The sequence below is a fragment of the Chryseobacterium sp. FG46 genome, from assembly GCF_057809135.1.
In genome coordinates this window covers 182,692-200,405 of sequence record NZ_JBMDJJ010000006.1, presented here as the reverse complement: position 1 = coordinate 200,405, position 17,714 = coordinate 182,692, and the positions used below count along the sequence as shown (strand labels likewise).

The 17,714-nt window shown below is 37.6% G+C and carries 15 protein-coding genes and 1 riboswitch; of the genes, 2 read left to right on the top strand and 13 right to left on the bottom strand.

All coding sequences use genetic code 11. The features are described from left to right. Positions 1-353: 353 nt before the first annotated feature. Together ACODR7_RS06970 and ACODR7_RS06965 are read left to right on the top strand one after the other, a co-directional pair. Entirely contained in the window at positions 354-1,127 is a 774-nt protein-coding gene (locus tag ACODR7_RS06970; RefSeq protein ID WP_488838323.1) for a T9SS type A sorting domain-containing protein, read from the top strand. A 258-nt stretch (positions 1,128-1,385) separates the two neighbouring features. Then, positions 1,386-2,141: a T9SS type A sorting domain-containing protein gene (locus tag ACODR7_RS06965; protein WP_488838321.1), complete on the top strand. Its 756-nt coding sequence runs from the start codon at positions 1,386-1,388 to the stop codon at positions 2,139-2,141. 165 nt (positions 2,142-2,306) lie between these two features. On the opposite strand, the gene ACODR7_RS06960 is transcribed toward ACODR7_RS06965, so the two are convergent. The 13 genes from ACODR7_RS06960 to ACODR7_RS06900 form a co-directional block, all read right to left on the bottom strand. Then, positions 2,307-4,565: a DUF5074 domain-containing protein gene (locus ACODR7_RS06960; protein ID WP_488838320.1), complete on the bottom strand. Its 2,259-nt coding sequence runs from the start codon at positions 4,563-4,565 to the stop codon at positions 2,307-2,309. A 36-nt stretch (positions 4,566-4,601) separates the two neighbouring features. Continuing rightward, positions 4,602-5,795 (bottom strand): cell surface protein, encoded by a 1,194-nt coding sequence (locus tag ACODR7_RS06955; protein ID WP_488838318.1) that lies wholly within the window; start codon positions 5,793-5,795, stop codon positions 4,602-4,604. Between the two features lie 14 nt (positions 5,796-5,809). After that, positions 5,810-6,943: a YncE family protein gene (locus ACODR7_RS06950; protein ID WP_488838317.1), complete on the bottom strand. Its 1,134-nt coding sequence runs from the start codon at positions 6,941-6,943 to the stop codon at positions 5,810-5,812. Beyond that, positions 6,940-8,973, bottom strand: a complete 2,034-nt coding sequence (locus ACODR7_RS06945; protein ID WP_488838315.1) for a TonB-dependent receptor plug domain-containing protein — start codon at positions 8,971-8,973, stop codon at positions 6,940-6,942. The genes ACODR7_RS06950 and ACODR7_RS06945 overlap by 4 nt, the downstream gene beginning before the upstream one ends. A 109-nt stretch (positions 8,974-9,082) precedes the next feature. Next, a riboswitch (cobalamin riboswitch) is annotated at positions 9,083-9,269 on the bottom strand. A gap of 93 nt (positions 9,270-9,362) precedes the next feature. After that, the gene (locus ACODR7_RS06940) at positions 9,363-10,310 is read right to left on the bottom strand and encodes a transporter (RefSeq protein ID WP_488838313.1); all 948 of its coding nucleotides are present in this window, start codon (positions 10,308-10,310) and stop codon (positions 9,363-9,365) included. A gap of 12 nt (positions 10,311-10,322) precedes the next feature. Beyond that, positions 10,323-11,396, bottom strand: coding sequence for a cytochrome-c peroxidase (locus tag ACODR7_RS06935; protein ID WP_488838311.1), 1,074 nt, complete (start codon positions 11,394-11,396; stop codon positions 10,323-10,325). Beyond that, the gene (locus tag ACODR7_RS06930) at positions 11,389-12,210 is read right to left on the bottom strand and encodes an MbnP family protein (RefSeq protein ID WP_488838309.1); all 822 of its coding nucleotides are present in this window, start codon (positions 12,208-12,210) and stop codon (positions 11,389-11,391) included. Before ACODR7_RS06930 ends, ACODR7_RS06935 begins: the two co-directional genes overlap by 8 nt. Before the next feature lie 218 nt (positions 12,211-12,428). Beyond that, positions 12,429-12,797, bottom strand: coding sequence for a hypothetical protein (locus tag ACODR7_RS06925; RefSeq protein WP_488838307.1), 369 nt, complete (start codon positions 12,795-12,797; stop codon positions 12,429-12,431). A gap of 4 nt (positions 12,798-12,801) precedes the next feature. Beyond that, a complete protein-coding gene (locus ACODR7_RS06920) occupies positions 12,802-13,476 on the bottom strand; it encodes a superoxide dismutase (RefSeq protein ID WP_488838305.1) in 675 nt (224 codons plus the stop codon). Between the two features lie 175 nt (positions 13,477-13,651). Next, positions 13,652-14,329, bottom strand: a complete 678-nt coding sequence (locus tag ACODR7_RS06915; protein WP_488838303.1) for an SCO family protein — start codon at positions 14,327-14,329, stop codon at positions 13,652-13,654. Continuing rightward, the gene (locus tag ACODR7_RS06910) at positions 14,316-14,591 is read right to left on the bottom strand and encodes a YHS domain-containing protein (protein ID WP_488838301.1); all 276 of its coding nucleotides are present in this window, start codon (positions 14,589-14,591) and stop codon (positions 14,316-14,318) included. Before ACODR7_RS06910 ends, ACODR7_RS06915 begins: the two co-directional genes overlap by 14 nt. 208 nt (positions 14,592-14,799) lie before the next feature. After that, positions 14,800-15,162, bottom strand: coding sequence for a hypothetical protein (locus ACODR7_RS06905; protein ID WP_488838299.1), 363 nt, complete (start codon positions 15,160-15,162; stop codon positions 14,800-14,802). Positions 15,163-15,734: 572 nt separating this feature from the next. Beyond that, positions 15,735-17,702: a heavy metal translocating P-type ATPase gene (locus ACODR7_RS06900; protein ID WP_488838298.1), complete on the bottom strand. Its 1,968-nt coding sequence runs from the start codon at positions 17,700-17,702 to the stop codon at positions 15,735-15,737. Between the last annotated feature and the right edge of the window lie 12 nt (positions 17,703-17,714).

Below are 17,714 nucleotides of genomic sequence, written 5' to 3'. Positions count from 1 at the left end.
TTAGGACCTCAGATTTTCATTCTGGTAAGAGGGGTTCGATTCCCCTACGGGCTACAAAGGACTTTTTCGAAAGTCCTTTTTTCGTTTCTATATACAGTTTTCGGGAATCTTTTTCACTCTCCAATAGGTTTAAGCTTTCAATAACTTAATGATTCCTACCCTATTAAACTAAAGACAACAATTTCTACCAACAAAACATCTCACCAATAAGACCTTATTATGCTATTTTTATTCCCGACAGTAAAGTCATATTAAATTTCATTAAAAATATCACCAATAATGGAAATATTATTTCATATTTATTCTATTAATTATTAAATTTGAATAAAACTATTCATCCTAAAATATATAACATGAAATTCAATTTACTTTCGGGAAATCAATTCTCTATTAAAGCCGGATTGATGGCTTTATTTTTATTTTCTGCCAGCACAATGTCATTGGCACAAAACAGGATTTATGCGCATGCACAAAGTTCAGGCGTATTCGGAGTAGCCTGCCTGGGGTGTCGTATAGATAATCCACTTAATGCTGTAGGTTTTAACGAAGACGACTATTCAACAATGGTATTGGGAACCGTGCTATTGGGAGGGATTCAGCAAACTCTTATTTTCCCGGACCTGAGATCAGACACAAGACTTGTAGTAGGAATCGGAACAGATAATATCCCGTTATCAGTACAATTATTGAGCGGAGTAACTCTTGAAACCATGAATGGCGGTACTTCTAACGATGATCGAAGAACAATCGATGTGAGTCTTCTTAAACTGGGTGCAACACCCAACAGAGGTACGGTAGAATTCAAGCCTTCAAAACCCTATGATGGAATAAGAATCGGATTAACCGGCGGTGTTCTGAGCCTTGGTGGTGGTTTCAGAATTTATTATGCTTATCAGGATCCATTACTAAATATTATGGCTCATAGTCAAAACGGACGGATTACTCTTGGCGGAAATGTTCCTGTGGAGGGTGCGGAAGTTACCCTGTTCAATACTTCAGGAAAAGAAGTATTCCGTTCAACATTGAACTCAAATACATTCGAAGCAAAACAACCGGAAGGGGTTTACATCATGAATGTACAAACCAGGGAAGGTAAAACATATTCCAGAAAAATTTTAATCAAATAATTCAATAAGCGATAATATAAATACGGCAGACTTCGTTAGTTTGTCATATTTGTTATATTCATTTTTCAGACCAAAAATGGCAGCAAGACCTTTAAACAATAATAAAACCACCGTTACAAATATCAATAAATTATTAACAATTCACATAATCATGAAATAATATAAGCAACATAATTATTTTATTTATAAATTTACAAAAAAGCTAAAACCAAAATTCTTCTACATATGAAATCTTATTTATTACTTAGCCAACGCACGATGAAAACTGCACTTTTGGCATTATTCCTATTTTTAGCCAGCACAATGTCTTTTGCACAGATTGTAAAAACCTACGCAAGCAGCCAGACCAATCAGGTATTTGGAGTATGCCTGGGTTGTGGTGTATTGAATCCTGAGAATGCGGTAGGAAGCAACGAGAATGACTACTCTACTTTACAGGTATCAGTAGGTCTTCTTGCGAGAACGGAACAGACATTAATCTTCCCTACTACCAATATTGCAAACAATACCAACAAGCTTGTTCTTGCCATTGGTTCAAACGGAACTCCATTATCTGCCCAGGTATTGGGTGGTGTATCTATTGAAACATTTAATGGAGATGTATCCAATAACGATTACACAAGTCTTGCTACAAAAATCATCAACATTGGAGCCGGAGATCCCAGCAAAGGTGAAATTGAGATGACGATGAACATTCCTTTTGACCGTATAAAAATTAATGTTAACTCAGGGTTATTGAATATTGGTGGTGAGCTTAGAGTATATTATGCTTACCAATACAAAGATCCTTTCATCAATTTCATGACTCATAGTAATGATGGGCAGTTTACTCTGGACAAAAATGTTTCTGCTGAAGGTTCGGAGGTTACTCTCACTAATACTTCAGGTAAAGAAGTATTCCGTTCCAGGCTGACATCAAATTCTTTTGAAACAAAACAGCCACAGGGAGTATATATTATGAAACTTCAGACAAAAGAAGGAAAAACATATTCTAAAAAAGTGATTATTAAATAAGAAAAAACATAACAGATTGAATCCGGCAAGCTTTCCAAGCTTGCCGGATTTTTATATCCTATTTATCAGCATAACCGATTTACAATCATATTGAATGATAAATAAAAAACCTCTGGTCAAAATTGACCAGAGGTTTTATTAACAAGATTACGATCTAAACCGATATTAGTTTTTGATTAATTTTTGTTGATATACTGCTTTATCTGTGACAGCCTTTAAAATATAAACACCTTTTGGAAGTGTTGTCACATTGATCTGTCCGTTGTTCAGCTGTGCATTCACTACTCTACCTGAAGCGTCATAAATAGAAACATTCTGGATTTTCTCCTGTGTCTTAATGGTAAGAATATCAGTTACCGGATTCGGATAAATGCTGAATTCAAGTTTTTTTACCTCAGCGGTGGCTAAAGTTGATGTAGTACTGTTTACTGTAATGGTTTTATCAACCAGTTTACCATTGGAGTTAAAACCAATCACAATATCAGATGCGCCTGAAACAAGTGGTGTTAAAATCAATTCATCATTGGCATTAATCACAGCAGAAACCGCCGTAGGATTGCTGTTTGATTTTACAGTTTTCACAACAGATACCGCCATATTGTCGGCATCAGAAACTATTGATTTCAGATCAATTGTTGTTGTGTTTCCGGCAGTAACCTGCGAAGGTAAAAGGTTACTTACAACAGGAACTGAGTTATTGGTAAATACCGTTAATGAAGGGAACCAATAGTAATCATTCAATGTTTTTGTATTGATAAGAGTTCCGGTCATATCATAAGTATGAATCCAGTTTTTCTGGTAGTGTGCTCCATATCCGCTTTCTGTAGTATTCAGAACTAATTCTCCGGTAACCGGGTTTACACGAAGTGCAGATCCGTAAGGGATTTGTTTAAACTGACCTGTCTGTCCGGGAATTGCAGCAAAGTTTTCATTAAATGTTTTCGTGGTAACATCAAATCTTACAATCTGTGTTCCTGAACTCCAGCTGCTAATTGAATTGATCCAGTATAAAGCATTTTCTTTATTACTTGCTGTAAATCTGCCTGCATTCCATGCCCCCCAGTCTCCAAAATATTTAGTGGTAGGAATATTATAAACCTGTGTTGCAAAAGTAGTAGGATTAATGTTGATCAGCTTCTGATCCTGAATCCCCCAAACACTTCCGTCTTTGGCCTGAACCACTGAGTAGAAGCCTCCCGCAATAGTACTCACTATCGTATCGGTGTTAGGATTAATGACTAAAATTCCCGCCCCTTGCTTTACTGCAAAAACATATTGTGAAGTTCGGATCATATTTCCTATCTGCCCGTTTCCTCCTGTTCCGGTTATTAAAGAACCTACCTGCAAATTATCAATATTGAAAGTAACAATACCAGTAGAAGTACCAATATATCCTTTATGCTCGTTCACTCCTACAAATGATCTTCCGTCACCTCCCCCAATATTGTTGAATCCGGCAATTTTCTGCATAGTTTGTGCATTGGCCACAACCAGCCTGCCTCCAGGCGTATATTGTGTATCACCACCATCAGCAGCCTGCTTTGATATGAAGTAAAATTTATCTCCATAAATTGTTCCGTACTGTGTAGTGGCACCGAAAGCCTGGTTATTGTTCGCATTACTGTAGACACGGTAATTGATCTGACCGTTATTGTCAATGAAATTTACAGAACCATTGGTATGACCAAACCATTCTTCGTTCACCATAAAATATCCATTGGTATAGTTTGTAGAAGCTACAAATGGAGAAACGGGAGTAATGGTAGAAGAAACAGGTGTTACATTAAATCCTACATTAAAGTTCCATACATCCCAGGAACCATTTTCCAATGCACGGGAGGAAGCACCAACACTGGAATATCCGAAATCAGCATCTGCCGGATTTTTCACCCAGTACGCCCAGTATCCGTTCACAGTCCAGCCAGACTGCCAATGATCGTTCGCGGCATCTACTATCGTGTAGCTGTCAAAATCATAAGCCGTAGTATTGACAAAACCATTCACCGGATATAAAGGATAAGTGGCATTTCCGCTTTTTATCAGAGCATTGGTCCCCTGACCGTTCAGATCAAATCCAATTCCTCCGACTGCTGATCCAAACTGTGTTCCCTGATAAAGCAGGGTATATAATCTGTGATCTGCTTTAGCAATAGCTTTCAGCATGTCTTCCCCGGTAGCATTTCCGTTCCATTTGAATCCCCAAACCATAGCATCCGGGTTTTTACCGTCGTTCCACTGTACTACAAAAGCAGCCTGATTGGTTCCCGATCCTACCCAATACTGGATATCAGAAAAACTGATAGTAGTGGTATTAAGCTTGCTGATCCCTGAAATATCATTTCGGGGTACACCCTGAACTTTTATCTGTGCATTTGATACGCATGCAAACAGAAAAAGCATCATAAAAAGATAAAACTTTTTCATTTTTTATTAATTTAAATAGATTGTATAATTGAATTATTATTTGAAATGTAAATCGTAAGCTCCCGCCACTTCAGTGGAAACTTCTCCCAGCCAGCCGGCTTCCTGATTGACTCCTGTATATATTTTCATAAAATCGACGCCCGGAAGTTTTACGTATTTTCCGTTTCTGTCTACCGCCCATGAAATATCAATATTGGAGGCATCATCATTGTTCGGAGCATTATCAGCATATCCAAACTCATATGATTTTCCTACCCAATACGATCCGTCACCGTTCTGATCGTAAAAATTATTCGCAAGTCTGGTTCCGGAAAAGCTGTAGGAAGGATCTGTAAACCATAAAGGATAATAGCTCTGGGCGTGAAAGGTATTTTTTGTTTTGAACCCCTGGTTTCCCAGATTGTCACTCCACTTGATATATTCCACATCAGTCTGCCAGAATTCAGTTCCGGGTACAGGTGTTTTATTTTCGTTAGGTTTATGATAAGTTATGCTGTAGTCTTTAAGTGTAGCATTTTTGAAATATTCACTGCCTGCAATTTCGTACCATTCATCATTATCCGGTTTTCCGTTTTTGTTTCTGTCATAGGCCACCATAATAATTCCCGGTTCACAAGATCCTGAGCGTTGATCAGCAGCATCATTCCCAAAGAATGCATTTCCCAGTACTTTAAAATCACGTCCGTTTAAATTGGGAATCGTATGATCAAAACCGAACACTACATATCCGCCATATCCTCCCAAGCTGATCATAGTAGAATTACCTCCCACTAAAGATTCATTGGCTTTCTGAAGCATATTTGCAGCAGTATTTCCAGGTAGATATTCCGGAATTTCGTTCATGAACTGCCCTACAGCAGGACGGAACTCCAATACTTTAGAAATATATTTACTGTAAGGTGTTTTTTCTTTGGTAACGATTATTTTAGAATGAAAAACCTGCTCGTTTCCTTTATTGTTAATCTTTAAAGTCAAAGGATAAGCATCTGCGGTAGGACTGATGAATTCAAGTTCTGAATTCTGAGAGATAATAGAATCATTAATACTCCATGTAACCGATCCTGAGGCATTGGTAGGAATACTCAAAACCTTTAAACGTTCAATGGTATAGGAATCATCAAGTCCGTTAAATGTAAATTCATTTTCATCATCATGTTTACAGGCTATCACTCCTACAAGGAAGCAGGATAGAAATCCGATTTTCAAATAAGTAAAGCTATTTCTGTTCATTTCTTAAAGTTGGGTTATTTGTATAAAAAAGCGAAGTGGGCAGGTATATTTCCGCCTTCGGTTTTCCATTTAAAGTGTCCGTTTTTATCAAAGCAATACACAAATCCCATGGATACATAATTTCTGGCATCTGTCATGTAGATATCTTCTGTGATGGGATTTACGGCAATTCCGTAAGGTGTTTTAATGGCATCTTCATATTCTTTATCAAAAATTCTGTTGGCGATGATCTGTTCTGTCTTCACATCAATGATTCCAAATGTTTTTTTGTAACTGTGGGTATTGTAATTGAATTCATTTCCATAGAAATAGAGTTGATCATTCACGATTGTCATTTCACTTACGGAGAGGTGAAAATCTTTTTTCACAGTTCCTGTGGCTGCATCTATCAAATAAAGGCTGGAAGGAACGTTATAATAATCTCCTCTTGAGGTTACGTACAAATCACCGTAATTATCTTTTTTAATATGGTGAAGATTAATCGCTACATTTATTTTTTTGAGCTCTGTAAAAGTATTCAGATCAATTACCGAAACAGTATTGTCATAATCGGGAGCTTTATATCCTCCGGAGTTGGCCACAAACAACTGATTACCCACAATTTCCATTTCTTCCGGCTGATATCCTACAACCACTTCACGTTGGATAGAAAGAGAAGTGGTATCAATTTCCACAACTTTTCCTTTAGGGGCTTTGGGGTTAATGGCTACAGGGCCGGCATAGCTGCTGGCATAAGCTTTCCCATTTTTGAAAGCTAGATATCTGCAGTTTTGCAATGGAATAGAAGTAATACGTTTCGCCGTTTTGGCATCCAGCACTTCAATTTTATTGGAAACATTGACAACGATATAGAGTTTGCTTCCGTACACTTTGATATCATTTCCTACATCTCCCAGTTCTTTTACCACATTCGGATTGATTTCTGCGTAAATATTCCGGTAATAAGTTCCTTTGGTATAATCAAAAAAATCCAGGGTACATTTATTGCTTCCCATATTCCCTTCATTCAGCATGTAGAAGCCTTTTATGGCTGTATTTTCTGAGGGAAGTCCTTCTACCACTTCCTGACGGACTATGATATCATCTGTACGGCAAGATGTAAGAAAAGCTAAGACCAGAAATAAAAAATAAAAGTTTAGTTTTCTCATAAGGTGAAGTTTAGAATAAGTTTAAAGTTTCTTCCGGGCATCGGATAATTGATGACCACATCATAGTATTGATTGAAAATATTATTCGCCTCAAGGCTTACTTTGAATTGATGATTCGCCCAGTTGAATTTTTTCTGAACAGACAGATCGTGAGTATACCAAGGCTGCACATAATTGTACTGAATATTATCCTGATTCACATCATACCTTTCTCCTACGTACATCGCACTGTAATTGAAACTCCAGTCTTTATAATCGGCCATCAGACTGAAAGATCCGCTATGCCATGGCGTGTAAGGTATCTGATTGCGATAGAAAGTATCTTCCGGATCACTTATATCTCTTGCACTTTGGTACGTATAAGAAAGCAAAGGTCGAAGGGTTACTTTTCCCAGCTGAAGTTCAGTCTGTACATTTACATCGGCTCCAATAATTTCAACCAATCCAAGGTTCATCATCAGCCAACGGAACATACTTCCGTTAGGAGCGGCTACAATTTTATCCTGTACTTTATTGTAGTAACCGTCTGCTTTAGCATAAAATGTTTTAAAGAAACGGTTGGTATAATTTTTCTGATAAGTAAATCCTATATCATATTGATTGGTGAATTCCGGTTTCAGGTAGGTATTTCCGATATTGGTATAATACAGATCATTGAAGGTTGGAAGCCGGAAAATCCTTTTATAGAAAGCCCTGAGAGTAAGCTCCGGAATGATCTCCGGCTGATAGCTCATAAATACCGCAGGTGTCCACTCTCTGGCATCTCCCGGTCTTTTATTTTTTCTTACTTCTTCAAAAGTAAAGGTTCCTAAAAGGCTTCCCAGAATTTTAAACCTGTTCCACTGATAGGTTGTTGCCAATGCTACCAATGTAGTGTAACGCGTAGGATAAGAAAAGTTATCCAGATTGGCATCCAGATTATTATACTGAAAATCACCACTCAGGCTGATATCCCAATTGGGCGTAATAGAATAGATATTGGATGAGGAAAGGTAGAGTTCCCGCTGTATATAGGTATTATCGGTATGAATAATAGACTGCGAACGAACCGTATCCATGAAATGGGTGTAATCGTAAGCAAATTTTGCTTTCAGCTGGGTTTCAAATTTCGGGAACAGTTTTTTCCTCAGATTGGCCTGTACGAAATAATTTTCATCAGAAAGTCTCGCTCCCCTTCCTCCGAAACGGCCATTCACAATAGGTGCCGGCATTCCACGGTCTGAAATATAACCGTAACCACGGATATTCCAGCTTCCGTTATTTAAAGTTCCATATAAAGAAGTTTCAAAACGTTTTGCTTTGATGTCTGAATCCTGTCTTTTTGCGATAGTATCATAAGCCTGCTGGCCGTCCGGATATTTCTTCGCATACCGGAATCTGTAAATTCCGTCACTTTGCATAAATTCTCCGCTGAAGCTGGCAGAAATCCTGTCTGAAATCTTCTGTTCCAACCGGAATGAAGGATTAAAGAGATCTATGGAAGCACTTTTGACTCTTATCACAAGATTGGTTTTTCTTGTTCCTTTAAACACAGGAGTTTTAGGCTGTAAATAAATAGATCCTGAAGATCCGAAGTCTTTTGCCGGCTGAAAAATTTCGCTTTTTTGCCCGTTATACAATGATATTTCTTCAAGATCATCCAAGGAATATCTTCCCAGATCCACCAGTCCGTTTTGGGCATTTCCCAATTGAATTCCGTCATAGAAAACACCTACATGCTGGCTTCCCATACTTCGGATATTAATAGTTTTCAAACCACCCAATCCGCCGTAGTCTTTAATCTGCACTCCCGAAAAATACCGCAGTGCATCTGCCACAGAATGACTGTTTAGTCTTTCCAGCTGTTCTCCCTGCAGGGTTTGTGCAGGAATAATTTCTTTAAAATTCTTTTTGTAAAGATTGATTCCTTTAATGGTCTCTTCCTGAAGACTGTCTTTTTTCTTAGTTTGGGAAAACACAAGTTGAGATGTTAACACTAATATTGTGAAAACAGCTTTATAAATTGCAGAAGTAGTTAGTTTTGCCGCCATTAGCTCATTTAGGGTAATGAAGACGCTAATGGGTATAAGAATACAACGACAAAGCACAGCTGTCACTGCACAGAATCATTGATGTCCTAAGCTTTATTCCACGAAAGCGTCAAACGATTATTTTCTGGCAGGTCTTCTGACTTACTCCATTTTTGAAATCCTTCCCATTCTTAAAAACAGTGGATATATTTTTCAAAAACTTTGGTGCGGAGCTTACAGCAGCGGGTCTGTTCCGGATTTTCACCGGATTCCCTTTTAAGAGCTTTTTACGGCTCACCAAATTCCGGCAAAGATAAATAATTATTCCTAATCCCCAATTAAAATCATGATTTATAAACAATTAAAGCTCCCGAAGGAGCTTTAGCATAATTTCATTAGGGGTTTCCCCTTTAAATTCCAATATTAAGGAAAATACTGAATCTTGATTTGGCTTCAATATCTCCTCCTGCCAGATGAGTATACATGGGAAGCATCATTTCACTTCCCAGGCTCAGCTTTTTATAAGAAGCTTCAAATCCCAGTTTTCCGTACAAAGCGCTCCCGGCAGTGTTAGGCAATGCTTCATCAAATTGTTTATTCTGGGCATATACTTCTCCCTGAACTCCTGTTTTTACAGAAAAAATAGACTTTTCATTCCCCGCAACCTGATAAAAACCTGTTGCAGCATAATTCCACTGGTTTCCAAAACGGTAATTTTTCTTATTCTCTGTTTTGATTGTATAGTCTGTATTGACCAATACGGCTACTTTATTTTTCTGAAATTTATAATTCAAAGCCGCCTGATAATCCCAGCTTCCGGTTCCCAGCTGAAAACTTGGATTGACACCGGATGTTCCTTTTTCATCAAATTTCCCTAAAGGAATTTTCACGCCCAAACCTCCGCTCAGATGATGGAAATTATCTTTGGAACTCATCAGCTGGTAAATTCCCATCAGATTAAGATCCCCTATTCCATTGATTTTAATATCTCCCTGCATGGTTTTCTTTTCATGAAAATGGAATGGCAGACTTGCGTAAACACTCAGTTTCTTAGTCAGTGGAATTTTTCCCCAAAGCTGCAGGGTATTAAAATATTGATCCTGTGTAAGATCTTTTACAAATAAGTTTTCTTTGGCTTTGTAATGCTGGGCAAAGTATTTGATTCCTACAAACTGTGGATTCAGCAAAGATTCAAAGCCGGAAGATCCGTTTCCTGCCGCACAGCCACAGGCATCACAATCATCATCAAAATTGAATCTACTAAAGGTTTCCGGGGCAATATATGCACTGTCTCTAATGGTCTTCGCCTGATACTGACTCAACAGGATCAAACTTATGATTATTATAATCTTCTTCATGTCTTCTATAAATTATTCTGCAAATTTTGGATTGGATATAAAGCTCTTATCTGATAGTGTTTTCAGAAAAGCTATAATATATTGTTTATCCTGACCCGTCATGGGAATACCAGTATGCCCATTCTGTTTTAAAAGAGGATCAAGATTTGGATGATTTTCAACATTGTCTGAATAGAAATTAAGTACCGCCTCTAAGGTGTAAAATCTTCCGTCATGCATATAAGGTGCGGTATATTCTACATTTCTTAAGCTGGGAACTCTGAATTTCATGTTGTCATTCCAATCTAAAGTAACCCTGTATCTTCCTCTGTCATCGAACTGGGCGTTGTAATACATTCCTGAATTTCGGTAGCTCTCATCGGTAAACAATTCTCCTGAATGACATGATGCACATTTATTCCGGAAAAGGGACATTCCCTGTGTTTCTTCAGCCGTGAAAGATAGCGTTCCTTTCATCATCTGATCATATTTGGAATCTGCCGATATCAATGTTGCCATAAACTGAGAAATAGCCTTAAGAATACGGTCTCCAGTGATCTTTTCATCACCAAATGCTGCTTTAAACATTTTTTTGTAGTTCGCATCACTATTCAGTTTTCCTACTGCTTCAGGAAGAGAGCTGTCCATTTCAAAATCTGTAGTAATAGGAACCAGAGATCTTTCATCCAGATTATGACTTACCCCGTCCCATGTATAATTTTTGAGAAAAGCCATATTCTGAATAGGCGGTGCATTTCTTATTCCTAATCTATCATCTATCCCATGGCTTACATTATGGCCGTGGTGGGTAAATGCATATTCCTGAATGTGACAGAACCCGCAGGAAATAGTATTGTTTCTGGACAGCTTTCCTTCATAAAACAGTTTTTTTCCAAGAGCTACTCCATTTACTGTAACAGGATTTCCGGTAACATCAAACGTCATTTTGGGAAAGCCTGAAGGATATTGTAAGCTATAAGGTTCATCTTTATCAATAGGAATTCCTTCATATTCGCCAGAACATGAAACCAAAAGGCTTGTCAGGATGGCGAAAATCCAAAGAGAGCAAAAATGCCCTCTATTGGATATTACGAATATCTTAGTCATTATGCACATGATCTACTTTAAACATTTTTGTAATATTATTAGTTACATTCACCAGGTGCTGGCTGGATCCCATTGCCGTATGGTTAGTGCTATCCAGCTTTAAAGTAGTCTGCCCGCTCAAATACTGATTAAGATCAGCCAGAATATGTACGGAAGGCCTGATATCTTTGGTTACTCTGGCTGTAACAGGCAAATCCAGAGTAGTCTCACGGTAAAGATCAGGAGTGTTATTGGCTGTAACATTCCCCATATTTCCACAATGATTCATAAACTTGGTATCTGCAGAAGAAGTCCCATACTTACCTTCAAGCTTGGTAAAAATGTATCCTGCTGCCCAGGACCAAGTCATACCAGCCGTTTTAGCTTTCTGCCAGAAAACTCCCTGTCCATCCTGTCCGAGAAGATAAGCGGTCTGGCTGATTCCTAAACCAATTCTTATCTTCTTATATTTATTTTGAGGAATATCCGTTAAATTAATGTAATTGATTCCCGCAACAGCTTCTGCCTGATCTACAATGAAAGCCCCTTTATCAGGATCATTATAATGGTACTTAAATTCTCCTCCGTTCTCATCAATAAGTGCAATATTACTGATCACATATTTAAGAGTAGAAAACTGATGCTTTTGTCCTTTTGCTGAAGTCTGGGTGGTCTGGTTCAGAACAATATCTCCAAGATTATTGAATCCGTTTTCAAATTTGATCTGAAGATTTCCGGGGGTTGTATTCTGAACCTCATCATCATCACTGTTTCTGCATGATGAAAGGGTAAGTAATGTAATGACTACGAAAAATAGGGATAAGAATTTGTACATTTTCAATTTGATTTTTTAAGTTGAATATTATTTTGAATGTGTTATTTTGAATGTGAACACATTTTTCTTTTACCACAAAAAGGCATAAAAGTTTTTTACACTTAAGTGATATAAGTGATAATCTTTATGTTCATCAGAACACTTAAGCTTTTAAAAATCTTTGATTTTAATTGAGATAAGCTTTTGTGACTTTTGCGGTAAAATAGTGATGGTTTAACTTAAAAAATCGGTGGTTTGAAAATATGGGTCAGAAACAGAAAAGAATAAGCTGTTTCGTAGGTGAAGTTGAAATTGAAAAACGATCGTTTTTCAGTAGTGCTGATCTCTGTGGTTTCGGGCAGAATATAGGTATCAAGGACTTTCTGTCCTAAGTTTTTGAGTTTCTGAAAGGGTGAAGATTCTGAATCATTGGCTTTGGCCAGTTCTTTACTCAGGTAACATTTTCCGTTACAGTGAACCTCCGGTCTGCTTTTATTAATACAGAGAACTTTAACGATATAATCATAATTTACAGCATACTCTACCACGGGCACTAAAGGTCTTAGCACCATATAAAAAGTAAAAAGTATGCTGTAAAATAATTTCATCAGATTATTTCTTGCTTATCGCTTCGTCATATCTTCTGCTGATCTCTTTCCAGTTGGTAACATTCCAAATCGCGCCAAGATAATCTGCTCTTTTATTCTGATATTTTAAATAATAAGCATGTTCCCATACATCAATTCCGAAGATCGGCGTTCCTTTTTCTTCCACTACATCCATCAAAGGATTGTCCTGATTAGGAGTAGAGGAAACAAATAATTTTCCATCTTTCCCTACAGAAAGCCACGCCCATCCTGAACCGAAACGATCTGCTCCTGCCTTCGCCATTTTTTCTTTAAAAGCATCCATACTTCCGAAGGTTTCGGTGATGGCTTTTGCTAATTTTGCAGAAGGCTGAGTGTTTTTCTGAGGCGTAAGAACCGTCCAGAACAATTCGTGGTTGTAATGTCCTCCTGCATTATTTCTTACTGCAGCAGGCAATTTTGATACGTTGGAAAGAATCTGAAACAATGTTTCTTTTTCCTGTGGAGTTCCTGCAATGGCTTTATTCAAATTGGCAGTGTAAGCTGCACCGTGTTTTGAATAGTGAATTTCCATCGTTTGGGCATCAATATTCCCTTCCAGAGCATTATAAGCATACGGCAGAGGAGTCTGCTTAAACTGAGCCAGTACAAACTGAGCCGCGAAAACTGCACTTAAAGCAGCTATTTTCATAATCTTCATAACTTTTTTGTTTATGGTTGAACAATGTTTTCTTTTAAAGATGGAAGCCGGGAGATGGAGGCTGGAAGTAATAAATGTCATAACATCAATTTTTCAACTTCTAATTACCTTTACATCAAAAATCATCAGAACTTCATAGGCCGAAAGTACTTCCTGCTTCCCTCTCCCATCTTCTCTATTTCAATAATTTCTTAATATCCTCAATCAGAATTTCTCTGTCGGGATGGTATTTTCCTGTAAGCAAGGGTGTTTTACCTTCCGGATCTCCATAATTCAATCCTGAATAATACAGAATGGGCATATTTTCTTTATTGTATCTGCATCGGATATTTCCGTCCTGATCTACCAGAGCAATCATTCCGCTGTGGTTCAGGCTTTCTCCTTCATCTTCTTTATCGCCTACATAGATATTAAACTGATCAGCAAGATTACCTATGTATGTACGGTCTCCGGTCAGGAAATGCCAGTTGGGAGATTTTGCACCAATTCTTTGCGCATGTTCTTTCAAAGCTGCAGGTGTATCATTTTCCGGATCAATACTGATGGAGATAATCCCGAAATCAGGATCATTAATCTGGCTCTGAATCGCTTTCATATTGGTATTCATCACCGGGCATATGGTAGGACATTTACTGAAGAAAAATTCTACCAGATATACCTTTCCCAACATATCCTTATTGGTGATCTTTTTACCATTCTGATCTGTAAGTTCAAAGTCCGGAACTTTCATCACCGTATAAAGGTTCTTTTTAAAATACCCCATTCCTATCCCGATTCCCAGGAAAAGCAATGCAAATACCGCAATGGGTATAATCACTTTACTTTTATTATTGGTCTTCTTATTTTTGGGCATATTTCTCGGGACTTTTTTTAAATTCATCTTTGCAGTACACACTGCAAAAACCGTACGTTTTATTTTTATATACCGCAGTATCTTTAAGAGATCCGGCTGTTTTCATGTGGCAGATAGGGTCTTCTTCATTCACTACCTGTACATTTTCTATTTTCTTTCCTGAAGTGTCCATATGGCTTGCATGCTTTACCTTAGGCGTTTCTTTTGCACACGACAGCAATGATACCGACAGCAAAGCAGTCGAAATAATGAGAGATTTCATTGTAATGTTAAATTAAAATTAATACTATTAAATAAAGTTATGACACAATGCATAAGTGGAAAAAGCACAGCATTTCTTAAGAAGAATTGGTGCATTCTTTTTGCTTACAACAATTAATTTTAATTGCAAAATATTTCTTTAACAGTTTATTTATAAAGATTTTTGAAAACCTTCACCTATTAAACTAAAGATATAGTTTACAATACAATTATATCAATGGAGGATGGAATATTCTTGAAAAGTAGCCTGAAGAATGAGAATTAAAGTAGCCTGAATCGGGAATTTTAGTTAACAATTCCGAATTTAGCTGAGAAGAGAAGGAAAGGATATCATAAGAAATAAAAACATCTAACCCTGCAATCTTTATGGTTTGGGAGCTGTTGGATTGTTTTTCTGTTTTTGCCAGTTCTTTTTTCACATAGCATTTTCCCTTACATGTTGATTGTGGTACATTTCTGTTCTCACAAAGGTTTTTTACAATATAGTCATAATTAACAGCATAGTTTATCAATGGCAAAACGGGACGTAATGCAATGGTAAAAATGACCAATATGGAAATAAATAACCTCAACGATTTTTTCTCTGTTACAAATATACTACTTCAAAACTGTTTTATATTCCATTTATGATGAATGTCATTGGAAAATTTTTATCTGTTACCGTTAAAATTTACAAAACTGTGGCTGTTACTATCATCCTATTATCCCGAACTTTGAGTAGGCCCAAATCCGATAAATTTAGTTCTTTATATACAATTTAATCTTGTTGATAAAAGCTTTGCTGATATTTTTGGCAGAGCTTTTTTGTTTTGTTGGAAATCGCAAAGACGCAGTTTTTTTTAAATATTCCCTGTATTAAGACGCAAGGATTTTATCTCTGATAAAATTGCAATGCTGGTTTGATTTATTTCTCTAATTAGAGGAGATTTGTTTTTGCAGAGATTCCTACCGGAATGACAAACTGTGTGTATCATTTTTATACTAATTGTAATTATCAGTTATAGTTTATACGAAAGTAAAGGCAGTCTCTTTATCACTCCGCAGGAGTCTCAATAGCACAATATAGAGTTTAAAACAAAAACCCTGCTAAAAATTCAGCAGAGCTTTTATTGAATATAATTGAGTTGTGTTTATTATTTGCTTCTTAAAATTTCATTCTCTGGATTCTCACCGCATTTAAAATAGCCAGCAATGCAACTCCTACATCTGCAAACACAGCTTCCCACATGGTTGCAAGACCTCCTGCCCCAAGAATAAGAACAACGGCTTTTACAGCAAAGGCAAGTACAATATTCTGCCAAACGATCTTTTTCGTTTGTTTCCCGATATTGATTGCCATTGGGATTTTGCTTGGTTTATCATCCTGAATAACTACATCGGCAGTTTCAATAGTAGCATCACTTCCTAAGCCTCCCATTGCAATTCCTACATCACTTAAAGCCACTACGGGAGCATCATTTACTCCGTCTCCTACGAAAGCTACAGTCTGGTTTTTAGCTTTGATTTCTTTAACCTTGTTTACTTTATCTTCAGGCAGCAGATCTCCGAGCGCATTGTCAATTCCCAGCTGATCTGCTACATATTTCACAACAGTACCTTTATCACCGCTCAGCATGGTTGCTTTCACATTCATTTTATGCAGGTTATCTACTGTTTCTTTGGCATCTTCTTTTATGCTGTCTGCTATCGTGATATATCCTGCAAATTTGTTGTCATAAGCCACTGCAATCACGGTGTACACTATATTGGCGTGGTTGATATCATAACTGATGTTGAATTTATCCATCAGCTTAAAGTTTCCTGCCAAAAGTTCTTTTCCGTTAACCATTGCTTTTAATCCATGGCCGGCAATTTCTTCTACATTTTCTAAAGGAATAGCGTGATTGATCTCTCCTGCATAATTGTGAATAGCCGTTGCCACCGGATGGGTACTTTTACTTTCGAGGGCATTGACCAACTGAAGGATTTCTTCTTTGTTAAATTCAGGGCTTATGCTTACTTCCTGAACTTTGAATACGCCTTCTGTCATCGTTCCGGTTTTATCCATCACCACATTCTGAATTGCTGCAATGCTGTCCAGAAAATTACTTCCCTTGAATAAAATTCCGTTTCGGCTTGCCGCTCCGATTCCTCCGAAATATCCTAGAGGAATTGAGATCACCAGGGCACAAGGGCAGGAAATCACAAGGAATATCAATGCTCTGTACAGCCAATCTCTGAACTGATAATCGCTCACGAAGAAATAGGGCAGTAAACAGATTCCTATGGCAAGAAATACTACGATAGGCGTGTATACTTTCGCAAATTTTCTGATGAACAGTTCTGTAGGAGCTTTTTGAGCCGTAGCATTCTGAACGAGTTCCAGGATTTTACTCAGTTTACTGTCTTCATAGGCTGTATTTACTTTAACCAAAGCAATACTGTTCATATTGATCATCCCGGCAAGAACCGCTTCGCCTTTATTTTTGGTATCGGGTTTACTTTCTCCTGTTAAAGCGGCTGTATTGAATGAAGCCGAGTCTGAAAGCAATTCTCCATCCAGCGCCAGTTTTTCACCGGGTTTCAGCTGTATAATGTCTCCAATTTTAGCCTCTTTGGCTTTCATGGTTTTTGGCTGATTATTGACCATAACGGTTACCTCATCAGGACGCTGATCCAATAAAGCTTTTATATTTCCTTTGGCTCTGGTAACTGCCATAGACTGAAATACCTCTCCTACGGCATAGAAAAGCATTACTGCAACTCCTTCAGGATATTCTCCGATGGCAAAAGCACCAATGGTTGCAATACTCATCAGAAAGAATTCTGAGAATACATCTCCTTTGATGATACTTTTATACGCATCCTTTAATACAGGGAATCCTACAGGAATATATGCTGCCAGGAACCATACTAAACGTACCCAGCCTGTAAACCAATCGGGTTTTATATACTTATCAAAGGCAATTCCCAATAATAAGATGATAAAGGATATAATAGCCGGAAGAAACATCTGAAAGACCGTCTCATCTCCGGAGTCGTGAGAGTGATCATGTCCGTCTCCTTCTGCATGATGATGTTGATGTCCTTTTGTATCTGGTTTTTCCGGGGTTGTACTACAGCATTTTTCCATAACTGAATATTT